This window comes from Bordetella genomosp. 11, from assembly GCF_002261215.1.
Lineage (GTDB): Bacteria > Pseudomonadota > Gammaproteobacteria > Burkholderiales > Burkholderiaceae_B > Bordetella_C.
The window spans coordinates 117,460-133,260 of record NZ_NEVS01000001.1; the positions used below are offsets into that span (position 1 = coordinate 117,460).

General features: G+C 67.1%; 16 protein-coding genes. 12 read left to right on the top strand and 4 right to left on the bottom strand.

The window, feature by feature from the left end; all coding sequences use genetic code 11:
* The first annotated feature begins 29 nt into the window (after positions 1-29).
* The 10 genes from CAL28_RS00510 to CAL28_RS00555 all read left to right on the top strand — a co-directional run bounded on the left by CAL28_RS00510 (position 30) and on the right by CAL28_RS00555 (position 10,062).
* On the top strand, positions 30-1,055 hold the full coding sequence (locus tag CAL28_RS00510; RefSeq protein ID WP_094839483.1) for a LacI family DNA-binding transcriptional regulator: 1,026 nt from the start codon (positions 30-32) through the stop codon (positions 1,053-1,055).
* Between the two features lie 11 nt (positions 1,056-1,066).
* Complete coding sequence (locus CAL28_RS00515; protein ID WP_094839484.1) at positions 1,067-2,077, top strand: ABC transporter substrate-binding protein; 1,011 nt, start codon at positions 1,067-1,069, stop codon at positions 2,075-2,077.
* Positions 2,078-2,147: 70 nt separating this feature from the next.
* On the top strand, positions 2,148-2,963 hold the full coding sequence (locus CAL28_RS00520) for an ABC transporter permease (protein ID WP_094839485.1): 816 nt from the start codon (positions 2,148-2,150) through the stop codon (positions 2,961-2,963).
* 2 nt (positions 2,964-2,965) lie between these two features.
* Entirely contained in the window at positions 2,966-3,817 is an 852-nt protein-coding gene (locus CAL28_RS00525; protein WP_094839486.1) for an ABC transporter permease, read from the top strand.
* 77 nt (positions 3,818-3,894) lie between these two features.
* Entirely contained in the window at positions 3,895-4,887 is a 993-nt protein-coding gene (locus CAL28_RS00530; RefSeq protein ID WP_094840537.1) for an ABC transporter ATP-binding protein, read from the top strand.
* 91 nt (positions 4,888-4,978) lie between these two features.
* The gene (locus CAL28_RS00535) at positions 4,979-5,800 is read left to right on the top strand and encodes a phosphodiesterase (protein WP_094839487.1); all 822 of its coding nucleotides are present in this window, start codon (positions 4,979-4,981) and stop codon (positions 5,798-5,800) included.
* Between the two features lie 95 nt (positions 5,801-5,895).
* Positions 5,896-6,945: an ABC transporter ATP-binding protein gene (locus CAL28_RS00540; protein ID WP_094839488.1), complete on the top strand. Its 1,050-nt coding sequence runs from the start codon at positions 5,896-5,898 to the stop codon at positions 6,943-6,945.
* 53 nt (positions 6,946-6,998) lie between these two features.
* Positions 6,999-8,291, top strand: a complete 1,293-nt coding sequence (locus tag CAL28_RS00545) for an ABC transporter substrate-binding protein (RefSeq protein WP_094840538.1) — start codon at positions 6,999-7,001, stop codon at positions 8,289-8,291.
* 20 nt (positions 8,292-8,311) lie between these two features.
* The gene (locus tag CAL28_RS00550; protein WP_094840539.1) at positions 8,312-9,175 is read left to right on the top strand and encodes a carbohydrate ABC transporter permease; all 864 of its coding nucleotides are present in this window, start codon (positions 8,312-8,314) and stop codon (positions 9,173-9,175) included.
* Positions 9,176-9,246: 71 nt separating this feature from the next.
* Complete coding sequence (locus tag CAL28_RS00555; protein WP_440588356.1) at positions 9,247-10,062, top strand: carbohydrate ABC transporter permease; 816 nt, start codon at positions 9,247-9,249, stop codon at positions 10,060-10,062.
* A gap of 97 nt (positions 10,063-10,159) precedes the next feature.
* Here the strand turns inward: CAL28_RS00555 and leuA are convergent, their stop codons facing one another.
* From leuA to CAL28_RS00570, 3 genes are all read right to left on the bottom strand, one after another.
* Entirely contained in the window at positions 10,160-11,875 is a 1,716-nt protein-coding gene (leuA, locus tag CAL28_RS00560) for a 2-isopropylmalate synthase (protein WP_094839489.1), read from the bottom strand.
* 205 nt (positions 11,876-12,080) lie between these two features.
* Positions 12,081-12,299: a hypothetical protein gene (locus CAL28_RS00565; protein WP_094839490.1), complete on the bottom strand. Its 219-nt coding sequence runs from the start codon at positions 12,297-12,299 to the stop codon at positions 12,081-12,083.
* Between the two features lie 38 nt (positions 12,300-12,337).
* Positions 12,338-13,042: a hypothetical protein gene (locus tag CAL28_RS00570; RefSeq protein WP_094839491.1), complete on the bottom strand. Its 705-nt coding sequence runs from the start codon at positions 13,040-13,042 to the stop codon at positions 12,338-12,340.
* 16 nt (positions 13,043-13,058) lie between these two features.
* Between CAL28_RS00570 and rpoN the strand changes: the two genes are divergently transcribed.
* Complete coding sequence (gene rpoN / locus CAL28_RS00575; RefSeq protein ID WP_440588343.1) at positions 13,059-14,480, top strand: RNA polymerase factor sigma-54; 1,422 nt, start codon at positions 13,059-13,061, stop codon at positions 14,478-14,480.
* Between the two features lie 98 nt (positions 14,481-14,578).
* Positions 14,579-14,851 carry a (2Fe-2S)-binding protein gene (locus tag CAL28_RS00580; protein WP_094839493.1) on the top strand — a complete coding sequence of 91 codons (273 nt, stop codon included), beginning with the start codon at positions 14,579-14,581 and terminating at the stop codon, positions 14,849-14,851.
* On the opposite strand, the gene CAL28_RS00585 is transcribed toward CAL28_RS00580, so the two are convergent.
* The gene (locus tag CAL28_RS00585; protein WP_094839494.1) at positions 14,797-15,708 is read right to left on the bottom strand and encodes a LysR substrate-binding domain-containing protein; all 912 of its coding nucleotides are present in this window, start codon (positions 15,706-15,708) and stop codon (positions 14,797-14,799) included. The two genes, CAL28_RS00580 and CAL28_RS00585, sit on opposite strands and share 55 nt — an antisense overlap.
* Between the last annotated feature and the right edge of the window lie 93 nt (positions 15,709-15,801).

Consider the following 15,801-nt stretch of genomic DNA (forward strand, 5'->3'; position numbering starts at 1 on the left):
AACGATTTCAACCACAGGGACAGCCGTCCGTGCCCAGCAAACCCCTGCACCGGCCCTCGATTCTGGATATCGCGCGTGACGCCGGTGTGTCACCCGCCACGGTATCGCGCGCTTTCAACCGGCCCGGGCTGCTGCGTCCGGACACCTTGCAGCGCATCGAACGGGTCGCGCGGGAATCCGGCTTTCGTCCCAACCGCGTCGGCAGCAGCCTGCGCTCGGGCAGCACGCGCACCATCGGCATGGCGCTGCCCACGCTGTGCAATCCCGTCTTCGCGGAGTGCTTCGAAGGCGCGGAGGCCTGGGCCCACGATCACGGCTACAGCATCATGGTCACCACGACGGGGTATGACCTGCCGCGCGAAGCAGCCGCGGTGCGCAGCCTGCTCGACCACCAGGTGGAAGGCGTGCTGCTGGCCGTGGCCAACGCCGCGCGCAGCGCGACCTTGCGCGAGCTCGCGCATGAAGGTCTGCCTTATGTCCTGGTCTACAACGAATCGCCGTCGCATCCCTGCGTATCGGTGGACAACATGGCCGCCGCGCGCGATATGGTGCGCTGGCTGGCGAGCGAGGGCCATACCCGCATCGCGCTGGTGACCGGTCCTCTGGCCGCGTCGGATCGCGCGCGCCGCCGCCTGCAAGGGGCGCGCGCCTGCGCCCGGGAACTGGGCCTGCCGCCGCCCGTGCATCTGTGCATGCCGTCGCACACGGCCGCGGACGCCGGCCTGCTGCGCCAGGCCCTGGGCGAACGCCTCGCGCCCACGGCCTTGTTCTGCTCCAACGATCTGCTGGCCGCGTCGGTCATCGCCGAACTGCGCGCGCTCGGCCTGCGCGTGCCGGACGACCTGTCGGTATGCGGATTCGACGGCATGCATTTCGCCGCCCTGATGGTGCCGCCGCTGACCACCGTGGAACAGCCCAGCCGGGACATCGGCGCCACCGCCTGCGCGCAGCTGCTGGCGCTGTTGCACGGCGAATCCCCGGTTTCGTCGCGCCTGCCGCATCGATTGATTACCGGCCGCACCGTGGCGGCCGCTTCTTCCTATCCTGCCGAATAAGGAACATTGAAATGCCGCAATTGCTGAACAAGGCGCTGCGCGCCGCCGCCCTGGCCCTGGGGCTGATGGGGGCGGCCGCGCATGCGCAGAATGCCGTCTGCTACAACTGCCCGCCCGAATGGGCGGACTGGGCCGCCGAGCTCAAGGCGATCAAGGAAAAGACCGGCATCGTGGTGCCCGCGGACAATAAGAATTCGGGCCAGGCGCTGGCGTCGATGGCGGCCGAGCGCGCCAATCCGGTCGCCGACGTCGCCTACCTGGGCGTGACCTTCGGCATCCAGGCCGCGCAGGACAAGCTCGTGCAAGGCTACAAGCCCTCCCATTGGGACGACATCCCCGCCGGCATGAAGGATCCGGATGGCAAATGGTTTGCCATCCATTCGGGCACGCTGGGCTTCATGGTCAACGTCGACGCCCTCAACGGCAAGCCGGTGCCGCAGTCCTGGCAGGACCTGCTCAAGCCGGAGTACCGCGGCATGGTGGGTTATCTGGATCCGGCCTCCGCCTTCGTCGGCTACGTCGGCGCGGTGGCGGTGAACCGCGCGATGGGAGGCAGCCTGGACGACTTCGGTCCGGCCATCGAGTGGTTCAGGAAGATGCGGGCCAACGATCCCATCGTGCCCAAGCAGACCGCCTATGCGCGCGTGTTGTCCGGCGAAATTCCCATCCTGGTCGACTACGACTTCAATGCCTATCGCGCCAGGTACAAGGATGGCGCGCACGTGCAGTTCGTCATTCCCAAGGAAGGGACGATCGCGGTGCCCTATGTGATGAGCCTGGTCGCCAATGCGCCGCATGCGGACAACGGCCGCAAGGTCCTGGATTTCACCCTGTCCGACGAAGGCCAGGCCATCTGGGCCAACGCCTATCTGCGCCCGGTGCGCCCGAGCGCGGTATCGCCGGAGGCGCAGAAGAAGTTCCTGCCGGCGTCGGATTACGCGCGTGCCGGGACCGTCGACTACGGCAAGATGGCGGCGGTGCAACGCGCGTTTTCGGAACGCTACGCCAAGGAAGTGAACTAGATGGTCCGCGGCATCCCTGATCGATCCATGACGGTGTCATGCGGGCGGCATTGCGCAATGGAAGGTCGAGATGGCACGGCGTGACGGCATGATGTTTGCCGCGCCGGCCGCGGCGCTGTTCCTGGCGTTCTGGCTGTTGCCCATGGCGCGCCTGGCGGCCACGGGCTTCGCGGTGCGCGACGGCGCCAGCGCGTACTGGACGGTGATTACGCACGCGCAGTACTGGCGCAGCCTGTTCAACACGGCGGCGCTGTCGCTGGCCGCGTCGCTGGCCACGCTGGCCATCGCCTTGCCCGTCGGGCGCTTCCTGGCCGCCCATCCGCGCTTCGCGGGGCGTGGCGCCCTGATGGGGATGCTGACGTTTCCGCTGGCTTTTCCCGGCGTGGTCGTGGGCTTCCTGATCATCCTCCTGGCGGGGCGCCAGGGCCTGGCCAGCACGGTTTCGCGCTGGCTGACCGGCCAGCCGCTGGTCTTCGCCTATGGCATGGCCGGCCTGTTCCTGGGTTATCTGTACTTTTCCCTGCCGCGCACCATCGGCATGGTGGCGGCCGCCGCGTCGCAGATCGACCCCGCCATGCGCGAGGCCGCCGCGACCCTCGGCGCCGGCGGCTGGCGGCGGTTCGCGGACGTGGAGCTGCCTGCCTTGCGGCCGGCCCTGGCCGCCGCGGGGGCCATGTGCTTCGCCACCAGCATGGGCGCGTTCGGTACCGTGTTCACGCTCGGTACGCAGATCGACGTGCTGCCCGTGACCATCTACAACGAGTTCACCAACTACGCCAACATCCCCGTGGCGGCCGCCTTGTCCATCGTGTTGGGCGGTGTGACATGGGCCATCCTGTACGTGGCGCACAGCGTCTCCGGCGAGCGCGCCGGCGCGGGAGCGTAAGCATGCGATCCTCCGCCGTGGAATTCCGCCTGGGCCTGTCCGCGACACTGGTCGTGGCCGCTTTCCTTATCGGGCCGGTCATTATGTCGATGCTCGCGGGACTGACGCGCAATGCCTTCATCGGCGTGTCCAGCGGCCTGACGTTGCGCTGGGTGGCGCAGGTATGGGACCTGTATTCGGATACGGTGTGGCGCTCGCTGGCGGTGGCGCTGGCCACGCTGGCCGTATGCCTGGTGGTCGGCGTGCCGGCGGCCTGGGCCCTGGCCACGCATCGCGGACGCCTGGCCGGTGTTTTCGAATCGCTGCTGACCTTGCCCGTGGCCGTGCCCGGATTGGCCACCGCGCTCGCGCTGATCGTGTCGTGGGGCAGCGTCGGCGGCCTGCGTGGCAGCGTCGCGTTCATCGTGATCGGACATGTGCTGTTCACGCTGCCCTTCATGGTGCGCGCGGCCAAGGCCAGCATGGCGCTGGCCGGCCTGGCCACGCTGGACGAGGCCGCCGCCACGCTCGGCGCCTCGCGCGCGCGCCGCTTTTTCGACATCGTCGTACCCAACGCCATGCCCGGCATCCTGACCGGCGCGCTGACCGTGCTGACCTTATCGGTCGGCGAATTCAATCTGACCTGGTTGCTGCATACCCCCCTGACCAAGACCCTGCCCGTCGGCCTTGCCGACAGCTACGCGTCGATGCGCCTGGAGGTGGGCTCGGCCTATACGCTGGTATTCCTGCTGATGATCATGCCCCTGCTGCTTGGCCTGCAATGGTTCGCGGGCCGCGCCACCGCCAACGGCAATGCGGACCCGCGCCGCGCACCGGCCGTTTCGCCCGCTCTCCAGGCCAGGGAGGCGCCATGATCGCATCGGAAAAGAAAGCCGCCGCGGTCATGGCGGAACGCGCGCACGTTGCGGCCGCCGCGCACAAGGTACCCGCGATGGCGCCGCCCGTCGCCATCACCCTGAGCCAGTGCGCGAAGACCTGGCCGGATGGCACGCGTGCCCTGTATCCCATCGACCTGCGTGTCGAAGGCGGCAGCACGCTGGCCTTGCTGGGGCCATCGGGCTGCGGCAAGACGACGTTGTTGCGCATGATGTGCGGACTGGAAGCGCCCGACGCGGGTGGCAGTATCCGCTTCGATGACGAAGATGTCACGGCGCAGCCGCCGCAGGCGCGCGGCGTCGGCGTCGTCTTCCAGAACTATGCCCTGTTTCCCAACATGACCGTGGCCGGCAACGTGGGCTACGGCCTGCGCGTGCGCGGCATGGCGTCCGCGGCCCGCGATGTCCGCGTACGGCAAATGCTGGACCTGGTTCGGCTGGGGGACTACGCCGATCGCCGCATCGGCCAGCTGTCCGGAGGACAGCGCCAGCGCGTTGCCCTGGCGCGCGCGCTGGCCATCCAGCCGCGCGTTCTTCTGCTGGATGAGCCCCTGACCGCGCTGGACGCCAAACTGCGCGAGCAGCTGCGTGTCGAGCTGGCGCAACTGTTGCGCGAGCTGGCGATCACCACGGTCATCGTCACGCACGACCAGGAAGAGGCCATGATGCTGGGCGACCGCATCGCCGTGATGTCGGAGGGCCGGCTCGAGCAGACCGGTACGGCGGAAGCGCTGTATCGCGCGCCCGCCACTGCCTTCGTCGGCGGCTTCCTGGGCACGCTATGCCGCGTCAAGGCGGCGACCGCCGAAGGTTTTCTGATCGCGGGCGGCGCCGACATCGCCTTCCGTCCGCACGAAGCCCAACTGCTGCCCGCGCGCGATAGCGCCCTGGGCGCCCGCATCGTCGCGCGCTTCTTCCTGGGCGCGTCCATCCGCCTGGAAGTCCTGTTGGACGACGGGCAAGGTTTTTCGGTGGTGGCGCCCGCCGACAGCGCGCATGCCGTCGGCGACCGCGTCGCCGTCCGTCTGGCGCGCCCGCTGGCGGGGTGAGACGCCGCCATTCCTTTCGGCCACATCGCCGCCTCGTTACTCCGCCACACCGCCACACCGCCACACCGCCACACCGCACATTCGACACGACATGCTTATTGCCCAGCTCAGCGATCTCCATATCCGCCTGCCCGGCCAGAAGGCCTATCGCGTGGTCGCCACCGATACCTTCCTGCCGCCGGCCATCGCCGCCATCAACGCCCAGCGGCCCAGGCCGGATGTCGTCATCATTTCCGGCGACCTCACGGACTTCGGCCGTCCCGCCGAGTACGCCCACCTGAAGGGCATGCTCGACGAGCTGGACATGCCCTACCTGCTGCTGCCCGGCAACCACGACGATCGCGACACGCTGGCGAACGTCTTCGTCGGCCATCCCTCGCTGCGCGGCTGCGACGGCTATGCCCAGTACGTCGTGGACGACTATCCCGTGCGCATCGTCGTGCTGGACACCGTCGTCCCCGGCCATAGCCACGGCATCCTGTGCGAGCGGCGCCTGTCCTGGCTGGCCGGCCGCCTGGCCGAGCAACCGGCGCGGCCGACGGTGCTGGTCATGCATCATCCGCCCTTCGATACCGGCATCGGGCATATGGATGCGATCGGTCTGCTGCAAGGCGCGGAAGCGCTGGCGCGCATCGTCGGCAGGCACGGCAATATCGAAAGAATCCTGTGCGGCCATCTGCACCGCAGCATCCATCGCCGCTTCGCGGGAACGATCGCATCGACCTGCCCCAGCCCCGCGCACCAGGTGGCGCTGGACTTGCGTCCGGACGCGCCCTCGGCATTCATGATGGAACCGCCGGCCTACATGCTGCATGAGTGGCGCGACGGCGCCCTGGTCAGCCACGTGGCCTACATCGGCCCCTATCCCGGCCCCTATCCGTTTCACGAGGGCGGGGAGCTGATCGACGAATAATGGAGTGCCATCGTTCCGTCATGTTCGCACTGCACAATGAAAAGGATTTCATTTGCAGTCACAATAGGCCCGCCGCAGCCTGACGCCGAGGGGACATGGCAGCCATCGTTCTGGAACAGTTGACGAAGCGGTACGCGGATACCGCCGCGATCCACGACATCGATATCGTTGTGCCGGCCGGCAGCTTCACGGTCCTGCTGGGACCGTCCGGCTGCGGCAAGTCGACCACGCTGCGCATGATCGCCGGCCTGGATACGCCGACTTCCGGCCGCATCGTCATCGGCGGGGACGACGTCACGCACCTGCCGCCCGCGCGCCGCCGCATCGCCATGGTGTTCCAGTCGTACGCGCTGTTCCCGCACCTGACCGTGCGCGAGAACATCCTGTTCGGCCTGAAGGTGCGCAAGGAACCGCGGGCGGACTACGCCAGGCGCCTGGCGCGGGTGGCGGACCTGCTGGGCCTGGAAAAACTGCTGGGCCGCAAGCCCGCGCAACTGTCCGGCGGACAGCAGCAGCGCGTCGCGCTCGGCCGGGCGGTGATTTCCGAGGCGCCGGTATGCCTGATGGACGAACCGCTGTCCAACCTGGACGCGCAGCTGCGCCACGATATGCGCCGCGAGATCCGTTCGCTGCAGCGGCAGCTGGGCATCACCATGGTCTACGTCACGCACGACCAGACCGAGGCCATGAGCATGGCCGACCAGATCGTCCTGCTGAGCAACGGCGCGGTGGAACAGCGCGACACCCCGGATGGCCTGTACGCGCGCCCCGCCACGGAGTTCGCCGCCCGCTTCATCGGCACGCCGCCCATGAACCTGCTGATGCTGGACAACCTGAACGGCGTCCGCGTGCTGGCAGGCACCGGCGGGCCGGCGGTTGCCGGCGCGCCCGCCAACGCCGCCCGCCTGGGGGTGCGGCCGGAGCATATCCGCCTGTCCGACCAGGGCCGTCCCGCCGTCGTGCAAGGCGTCGAGTACTTCGGCGCCGACTCCATCGTTACCTGCGCCGTGGGCGCCAGCGCCGGTATTGCCGTGCGCCTGACCGGGCACGCCACGGCGGCCGCGGGCGATGCCGTCAGGCTGGATTGGGCGCCGCAACACCAGCATTTCTTCGATGCGAAGGGCGCCGCCCTACGGCCGTCATGATCGCGCGGCAGGATGTTCCCCGTTTTTCCCATGTTCCTTTCCAGGAAGCCACTATGCGACGCACCGTATTGAAAAGCCTTGCCGCCGTCATGGCCGGCGCGCTGTTTGCCCTGCCCGTCCACGCCCAGCAGCCGGTGGACGTGGAGTTCTATTACCCGGTGGCGGTAGGCGGCCCCATCACCAAGATCATCGACGGCATGGTGGCGGACTTCCACAAGGAAAATCCCGACATCAACATCAAGCCCGTCTACGCCGGCACCTACCAGGACTCCATCGCCAAGGTGCTGACCGCGATGAAGGGCGGCCAGCCGCCGCAGCTTGCGGTGCTGCTGTCCACCGATATGTTCACCCTGATCGACGAGGACGCCATCGTGCCCATCGACGGGCTGGTGGGCGATGCGGCCGGCAAGGCATGGCTGGGCGGCTTCTATGACGCCTTCATGCAGAACAGCCGTAGCGGCGGCCACGTGTGGGGCGTGCCGTTCCAGCGCTCCACCATCGTCATGTACTACAACAAGGATCTGTTCAAGGCCGCGGGCCTGGATCCCGAGCACCCGCCGGCGACCTGGCAGGAACTGGTGGATGCTTCGGTCAAGCTCACCAGGAAGGACGCGTCCGGCAACGTCACGCAATGGGGCCTGGAAATTCCGTCCGGCGGCGCTTTCGCCTATTGGCTGTTCCAGGCGCTGACCACGCCCAACAATGCGATCCTGATGAACGAGGCCGGCAACCAGGTCATGCTGGACAAGCCCGCCGTCGTGGAGGCCGCGCAGTTCTGGCGCGATCTGTCCGCCAAGCATGGGGCGATGCCCTCGGGCACCATCGACTGGGGCACCACGCCCAAGGACTTCCTGGAGAAGAAAGCGGCCATCATATGGACCACGACGGGTAACCTGACCAACATCCGGGCCAACGCCACCTTCCCGTTCGGCGTGGCCATGATGCCCAAGAAGGTGCGCGGCGGCAGCCCCACCGGCGGCGGCAACTTCTACATCTTCAAGAGCGGTACGCCGGCCCAGCAGAAGGCCGCGCTGAAGTTCGCGCAGTGGGCGACCTCGCCGGAACGCGCGGCCGAATGGAGCATCGCCACCGGCTATGTCGCGGTGACGCCGGCGGCCTGGGAAACGCCCAAGATGAAGCAGTACGCGCAGCAGGTGCCCGCCGCCGCGGTGGCGCGCGACCAGCTGGCGGTCAGCGTGGCGGAGTTTTCCACCCATGAGAACCAGCGCGTCACCAAAGTGCTGAACGACGCGCTGCAGGCCGTCCTGACCGGCGCGAAGCCGGCGCAGCAGGCCTTGAGCGACGCGCAGCGCGAGGCGGACCGCATCCTGCGGCCCTATCGATGAATCCGCGCGTCGCGCCCGGGATGAAGGCGGTATACGGCTGGCTGCTGCTGTTGCCGGCCCTGGTGCTGCTGGCCGCCTTTACCCACTATCCCGCGGTCGCGACGCTGTGGCACAGCTTCTTTTCCACGCCCAAGGGCCGTCGTCCCGCGGTCTTCGTGGGCCTGGACAACTACCAGGCGATGCGCGAGGACCCGGTGTTCTGGCAGGCCCTGTGGAACAATCTGTGGTTCGCGCTCGGCACCATTCCGACGTCGGTGGCGCTGGCCTTGGCGATGGCGCTGTGGGTCAATCGAAACCTGGCCGGGCGCGGCTTTCTTCGGCTGTCCTATTTCACGCCCACGGTGCTGCCCATGGTCGCCGTGGCGAATATCTGGCTGTTCTTCTACACCCCGCAGTACGGCCTGATCGCGCAAGTCCTCCAGGTATTCGGCCTGCCGGGCGTCAACTGGCTGGGCTCGCGCGAAACCGCCTTGCCCGCCTTGATGGTGGTGTCGGTCTGGAAGGAGGCGGGCTTCTTCATGATCTTCTACCTGGCCGCGCTGCAAGGCGTTTCACCCTCGCTGCGCGAGGCCGCCATGCTGGAGGGCGCATCGCGCTGGCAGTACTTCAGCCGCGTGCTATGGCCGCTGCTCATGCCCACCACGCTGTTCGTACTGATCAACGCCTTGATCAACGCCTTCCGCCTGGTCGACCATGTCGTGGTGATGACGCGCGGCGGTCCCGACAATGCCAGCACGCTGCTGCTGTTCTATATCTTCCAGGTGGGCTTCAGCTTCTGGGATACCGCCTATGCCGCCACCCTGACCGTCGTCCTGCTGGCCGTGCTGGGCCTGGCGGCATTGCTGAAATTCCGTTGGTTGGACAAGAGGACGCACTACCAATGAAGGTCGCTCCTGCTCCCCCGATCAGGAAAATCCGGGCCGCCACGCCGGGTGAACGCACCCGGCCGGCGGCGATGCGGCCCCCCCGGCTGGGCACCGTGCTGGACACGGCGGGTGCGTGGCTGCTGGGCATACTTTGGATCCTGCCGTTGCTCTATGCGGTCTGGGCCGCGATCCATCCACCCGCCTATGCCACCCGCTTCGATCTGTTCGCGCCGCTGACGCTGGAGAACTTCGCGCGCGCCTGGGACGCCGCGCCGTTTCCGCGCTACTTTTTGAACACCTTCTTCCTGGTCACCATGGTGTTGGCGGCGCAACTCGTGCTGTCCACCATGGCCGGCTATGCCTTCGCCCGTTTCGATTTCCGCGGCCGCGACTTCGTCTTCATGCTGGTCCTGCTGCAGTTGATGGTCATGCCCGATGTGCTGATCGTCGAAAACTACCGCACCATGACGTGGCTGGGCATACGCGATACCGTGTTCGCCATCGGCCTGCCGTACTTCGCGTCGGCATTCGGCATCTTCCTCTTGCGGCAGACTTTCAAGACCATTCCGCGCGAACTGGAAGAGGCCGCGCGCGTGGAGGGCGCCAACGGTTGGCAGATCCTGATGAAGGTGTATGTGCCGCTGGCCCGGCCCACGTACATCGCCTACGGGCTGGTATCGGTGAGCTACCACTGGAACAATTTCCTGTGGCCGCTGATCATCACGAATTCCGTCAACACCCGTCCGCTGACGGTCGGTCTGCAGGTGTTTTCCTCTTCCGACCAGGGCATAGATTGGTCGGTCATTACCGCGGCGACGCTGCTGTCCGCCGCGCCGCTGCTGATCGCTTTCCTGTTGTTCCAGCGGCAGTTCGTGCAATCCTTCCTGCGCGCCGGTATCCGCTGAAAAAAAAACCGCCAGCATGTCGCGCTGGCGGTTCTGGCTTGGCCCGCCGGTGCGGCGGTATCGCGGCCCCGGCGTTCGATCGGTGGCGAGGCCGGCCTCAGGCCGTGACGGCCTCCGCCTGCGCCGTGTCCCGCGCACCCGCATTGTCCTTCACGTGCCGGTTGATGGCGCACAGCACGGCCTGGAACGACGCGGTCACGATATCGCGGTCCACGCCCACGCCGAAGCCCGTCGCGGAATCGCCCACGCGTACTTCGATATAGCTGGCCGCCCGCGTGTCCGAGCCGGCGCCGATCGCATGTTCGTGATAGTCCATGACGCGTGCCGGCATGCCCAGCGCCGCCACGAAGGCCGAGATCGCGCCGTTGCCTTCCCCGGTGATCGTGCGCCGCTGGCCGTCGACCTCGACGTCCGCTTCCACGCGGAAATGCTTGGACTCCGCCGCGGCCGGATCGCCGGTGATGCGGTGGCGGATGAGTTTCCAGGGCGCGTGCTGGTCCAGGTATTCCTTCTTGAAAATGTCGTACACGTCGGTGGCGGTGACTTCGCGGCCCGTTTCGTCGGTCACGCGCTGGATCGCGCGGCTGAACTCGATCTGCAGGCGGCGCGGCAGGACCAGTCCGTGTTCCTGTTCCAGCAGATAGGACACGCCGCCCTTGCCGGATTGGCTGTTGACGCGGATCACGGCGTCGTAGCTGCGGCCCAGATCGGCCGGATCGATGGGCAGGTAGGGCACTTCCCACGGCGCATCGGCCTGCTGGCGCGCGAAGCCCTTCTTGATGGCGTCCTGGTGCGAACCCGAAAACGCGGTGAACACGAGGTCGCCCGCGTACGGGTGGCGCGGGTGCACGGGCAACTGGTTGCAGTATTCCGCGCAACGGCGCACTTCATCGATGTCGGAGAAATCCAGGCCGGGATGCACGCCCTGGGTGTACAGGTTCAACGCCAGCGTCACCAGGTCGACGTTGCCGGTGCGTTCGCCGCTGCCGAACAGGCAGCCTTCGATGCGGTCGGCGCCCGCCATCACGGCGAATTCGGCGGCCGCCACGGCGGTACCGCGGTCGTTATGGGGATGCACGCTCAGCACGATGCTGTCGCGGCGCGCCAGGTTGCGGTGCATCCACTCGATCTGGTCCGCATACAGGTTGGGGGTGGTCGCCTCGATCGTGGCCGGCAGGTTGACGATCATCTTGTCCGTGGGCGTCGGCTGCCACACGGCCGAGACCGCGTTCACCACGTCGAGCGCGAACTCCGGCTCCGTCGTGCTGAAGACTTCCGGCGAATACTCGTAGCCCCATTTGGTTTCCGGATGGCGCGCGATGGCGGCCTTGACCATCTCCGTGCCGGTGGTGGCGATCTTCCGGATGTCGTCCTTGCTCATGTTGAAGACGATTTTGCGGAAGGCCGGCGCGACGGCGTTGTACAGGTGCACGATGGCCCGGCGGGCGCCCGCGGCCGCTTCCACGGTGCGCGCGATCAGGTCTTCGCGCGACTGGGTCAGCACGATGATGACGACGTCCTCCGGGATGCGCCCTTCATCGATCAGCTTGCGCACGAAATCGAAGTCGGTCTGCGAGGCCGACGGGAAACCGACTTCGATTTCCTTGAAGCCGATCTTCACCAGCTGTTCGAAGAACCTGAGCTTGCGCTCGATGCTCATCGGCTCGATCAGCGATTGGTTGCCGTCGCGCAGGTCCGTGCTCATCCAGATCGGCGGCTGGGTAATGCGCCGGCTGGGCCAGGTGCGTTCGGCATAGTCCTGCGCGAAGGGCGCGAAGGGGCGGTATTTCTGTGCGGGGTTGGCGAGCATCATCAGGGTTACCTCGGGGCATGTCCATGAATCCCGGTGCGCGGCGCCTGTATGGCGATGCCGCTGATTCACCTGGCCTGCCGGCGCATCGCGCGCCGCGTCGGGGCGATGAACCCGGATAGGTCTTGCCTGGCCGGGCCGGCGGGAGATTCGTGTTTTAAAAGGGAAAGACGGTGTGGCGCAACGGCTGCCGAACTGCCACGGGACGCTAGGCCCGGCAACCGATCGGTAGTTGTAGCGATAGCGCCAGCGAGCCGGCGGCGGCGATGGCCTGCCCGGCGTCCGCCACGGTCGACACCCCTGCATGCCCGCCTTGCGCGGAACGCAGGCCGCCCATCGGCGCGCCGAAGCGTCCGGTGGTTATCGCGAGGAAGGTGCGGTTAGCGGCCATGGGTGTGATGATGGGCAAGCCATAAGTCAACCACATTTCGGTGGATGATGCAATCTTGGCGTGTTCGCCGGCCCCTACTTAATGGGGCCGATGCGCGGCTCGATCGGGCCTTCGGCTTCGATACCGGCCCGCAAGGGGCGGCGGCGTTCGCCAGGCAGTTCGCGGCCGGAGGCCAGCGGGCGCTCGGCCCGCTCTGCGCGATCCGGGCGGGCGGCGCGGTCGCCGCGGTCGATCCGCCCCGGCACGCCTTGCGGAATACCCAGCATGGCCTCCTGTTCGCGTACCATGGCGATCTTGGCGATGCGTCCGTGGCGGATTTCCCACAACGTGCGTTGCAGATCGCCAACGGTAAAGGGTTCGTCGCGGCTGCCCCAGCTCCAGCGCATCACACCCAGGGCTTCATCGCCAAGCTCGGCCGCCAGGTCGGCAAAGGTGTCCGCCGGCACGGTCCGCAGCCGTTCGGCCTCCATATTGCCGCGCAGCCATCCCCGCACGGCGAAGAACACGATCAATGACCATATGGCGGCTACCGCCCACCACAGATAGGGGTTGATGCGATTCAGCAATTCGATGGTCGAAGCGCCCAGCGGGTGCAGGAACTGATAATCCAGGGTGGCGCCGAAGGCCAGGATGCGCTGGGCCACCAGCAACCAGATCACCACGGCCACGGCGATGACGATCGCGCGGACGGCCAGCCGTGAGGAGGACAGTTTCAGCAGTGTCTGGCGGATCAGCCGGCTATCCTGGCGTACGCGTTCGGGCGAAGTCGGATTCATCATGCAAAATATTGTACCTATGACGCGTCACGCCCTCGAACTCCGGCCCGGGCAGCACCTGGCCCTGACCCCGCAGTTGCAGCAATCCATCCGGATGCTGCAACTGTCGACGCTCGCCCTCGAGGCGGAAATCTCGCAGGCGCTGGACGAAAACCCGCTGCTGGAGCGTGACGAGGACCCCGCGGCGGAAGACATCGATTCCAATCGCGAAGAATCGGCGCATGACGACGATCCTACGCCGGAACGCGAAACCGGTGTGGACGAAATGCCGGGCTCCAAGGGCGTTCATTCCGACGACGACAACGACATGCCGGAAGCCGCTCGCGGCGAAACCTTGCGCGAGCATCTGCTGGCCCAGTTGGCGCTCACGCGTGCGAGCCATCGCGACGCGACGCTGGTGGCCCTGCTGATCGACGAGTTGGACGACAACGGCTATCTGGGGTCGCCGCTGGAAGAGATCCTGGGATGGCTGCCCGCGGAGGTCGAAGCCGACATCGACGAATTGCGCGCCGCCCTGCGGTTGCTCCAATCCTTCGATCCGCCCGGCATCGGCGCGCGCGATATGGCCGAATGCCTGGCGCTGCAGTTGCGCGAACCCAACATCGCCACCTTGCCCGAGGCGGCCGACCCCGCGGTCCTGGCCTGCGCCCTGCGCATCTGCGCCGGCCACCTGCCACTCTTGGCTGGCGTGAATCCGGCGCGCCTGCGCGAGGCCCTGCAATGCGACGATGCCATGGTCCGGGCCGCGCGCGCCTTGATCCTGAAGCTCGATCCACGGCCGGGCCGGCGCTGGACGGTGCCGGCCGCCGACTACGCCATTCCCGACGTCATCGTCCGGAAAGGGCGCAAGGGCTGGCGGGTGGTGCTGAACAGCGCGGCGATGCCGCGCCTGCGCATCAATAGCGTCTATGCGCAGATGCTGGCGAACCAGCGCGACGCCAGCCATTCGGCCCTGCACGCGCAGTTGCAGCAGGCCCGATGGATGATCCGCAACGTGGAGCAGCGCTTCGATACCATCCTGCGCGTGGCGCAGGCTATCGTCGACCACCAGTCGGCCTTCTTCAGCCAGGGGCCCTCGGCCATGCGGCCGCTGATCCTCAAGGATATCGCCGGGGAATTGGGGTTGCATGAATCCACGATTTCACGGGCCACAACGCAGAAGTACATGCTCACTCCGTTCGGCACGATGGAGCTCAAGGATTTCTTCGGCGCAGGGGTGGCGACCGATACCGGCGACAGCGCCTCCGCCACGGCGGTGCAGGCGCATATCAAGCGCCTGGTTGCCGAGGAAAACCGTGCCAAGCCCCTGTCGGACAATCAGCTCATGCTCAAGCTGGCCGAACAGGGCATCGTCATCGCCCGCCGCACCGTGGCCAAATACCGCGAAGCCATGCGCATCGCCCCGGCTTCAGTGCGCAAGGCCCAGGCGGCGATGCGCTAGAGCCGGCGTCGCGCCGCCGAAAAAAGGGCCGGGTGGCCGTCTGGCGTCCCCGCTTTTTCTAGTTGCCTGAATGCGAATAATTTTCGATAATTATTCTCATGTACGTTTGTGTCTGCAACGCCATCACCGAACGCCAGGTCCGCGCCGCCGTGGACGGGGGCGCCGCCACGCTCGACGATCTCCAGTTCGAGCTGGGCGTGGCCACCTGCTGCGGGACATGCGCCGCGACCGCGGTCGAATACCTGCCCGGAGGACGCTGCTCCAGCGTCTGCGAAGTGCGTTCCATGACGCACGCCGCGGCGGTTCCGATCGCGGATCAAAGCGGCTCGGCCGCCAACGGCTTTCCCATCCCCATCGTCGCCGCCGCCTGACGCGCCGGCGCCCGCATGCGCTGCCTGTCGCAGAACTCGCGCAGCATGCCCGCCATTTCACGCGCGTCGTCCGGTGCGCCCGGGCGCAGGATCAGGGCCAACTCCGTGTGCGTGACCGGCGGGCAGGTGTCGTCCAATATCGGGGATCCGTCGTCCAGGCCCTGTTCGTCCAGCAGCGAGATACCCAGGCCGCCGCGCAGCGCCGCCTGGATGCCGGGCAGATTGGGGCTTTCATAGACGACGCGCCAGCGCCGCCCCGCCCGTTCCAGCGCATGTATCGCGCGTTCGCGATACAGGCAGCCGGCGGGACGAAGCACCAGCGGTACCGTTTCCTCGCCGGCGGGCAGCACGGCAGGGTCTCCCGTCCAATGAAGGCGTTCCGGCCATGCTGCGATGCAGGGCCCGCTGCCGGGTTCGCGCTTGAGCAGGGCGACATCCAGCTCGCCCTGCGCCAGGGCCTGTCCCAGGCGGACGCTCAGGTCGCAGCAGACCGACAGCCTGACATCGGGGTGCGAGCGCGTGAAGGCGCTGACGATTTCCGTCAGTGCAGGTATCGCGAAGTCATCGGGCAGCCCCAGGCGCACCACCTCCACCCGCGCGGCCTTGCCCACCGTGTCATGCAATTCGGCCGATAGCGCCAGCATGCGCCGGGCGTAGCCCAGCAGCCGTTCGCCATCCTCCGTCAGCGGGGCCCTGCGGCCTTCGCGCCGAAACAGGGCGCATCCCAGCTTTTCCTCCAGCCTGCGGATCTGCTGGCTGACGGTCGACTGGGTGCGGTGCACGCGCTCGCCGGCCCGGGTGAAGCCGCCAGCCTCCACGACCGAGACGAAGCTGCGCAACAGATCGAGATCCGGCACCGGAATTTTCCCATTGAATTTTCAAATACTTTCGATGCGAATAACGAATTTGTCAATGGATGAAAGGCGCAACACAATCGCCGCAGCCGTTCC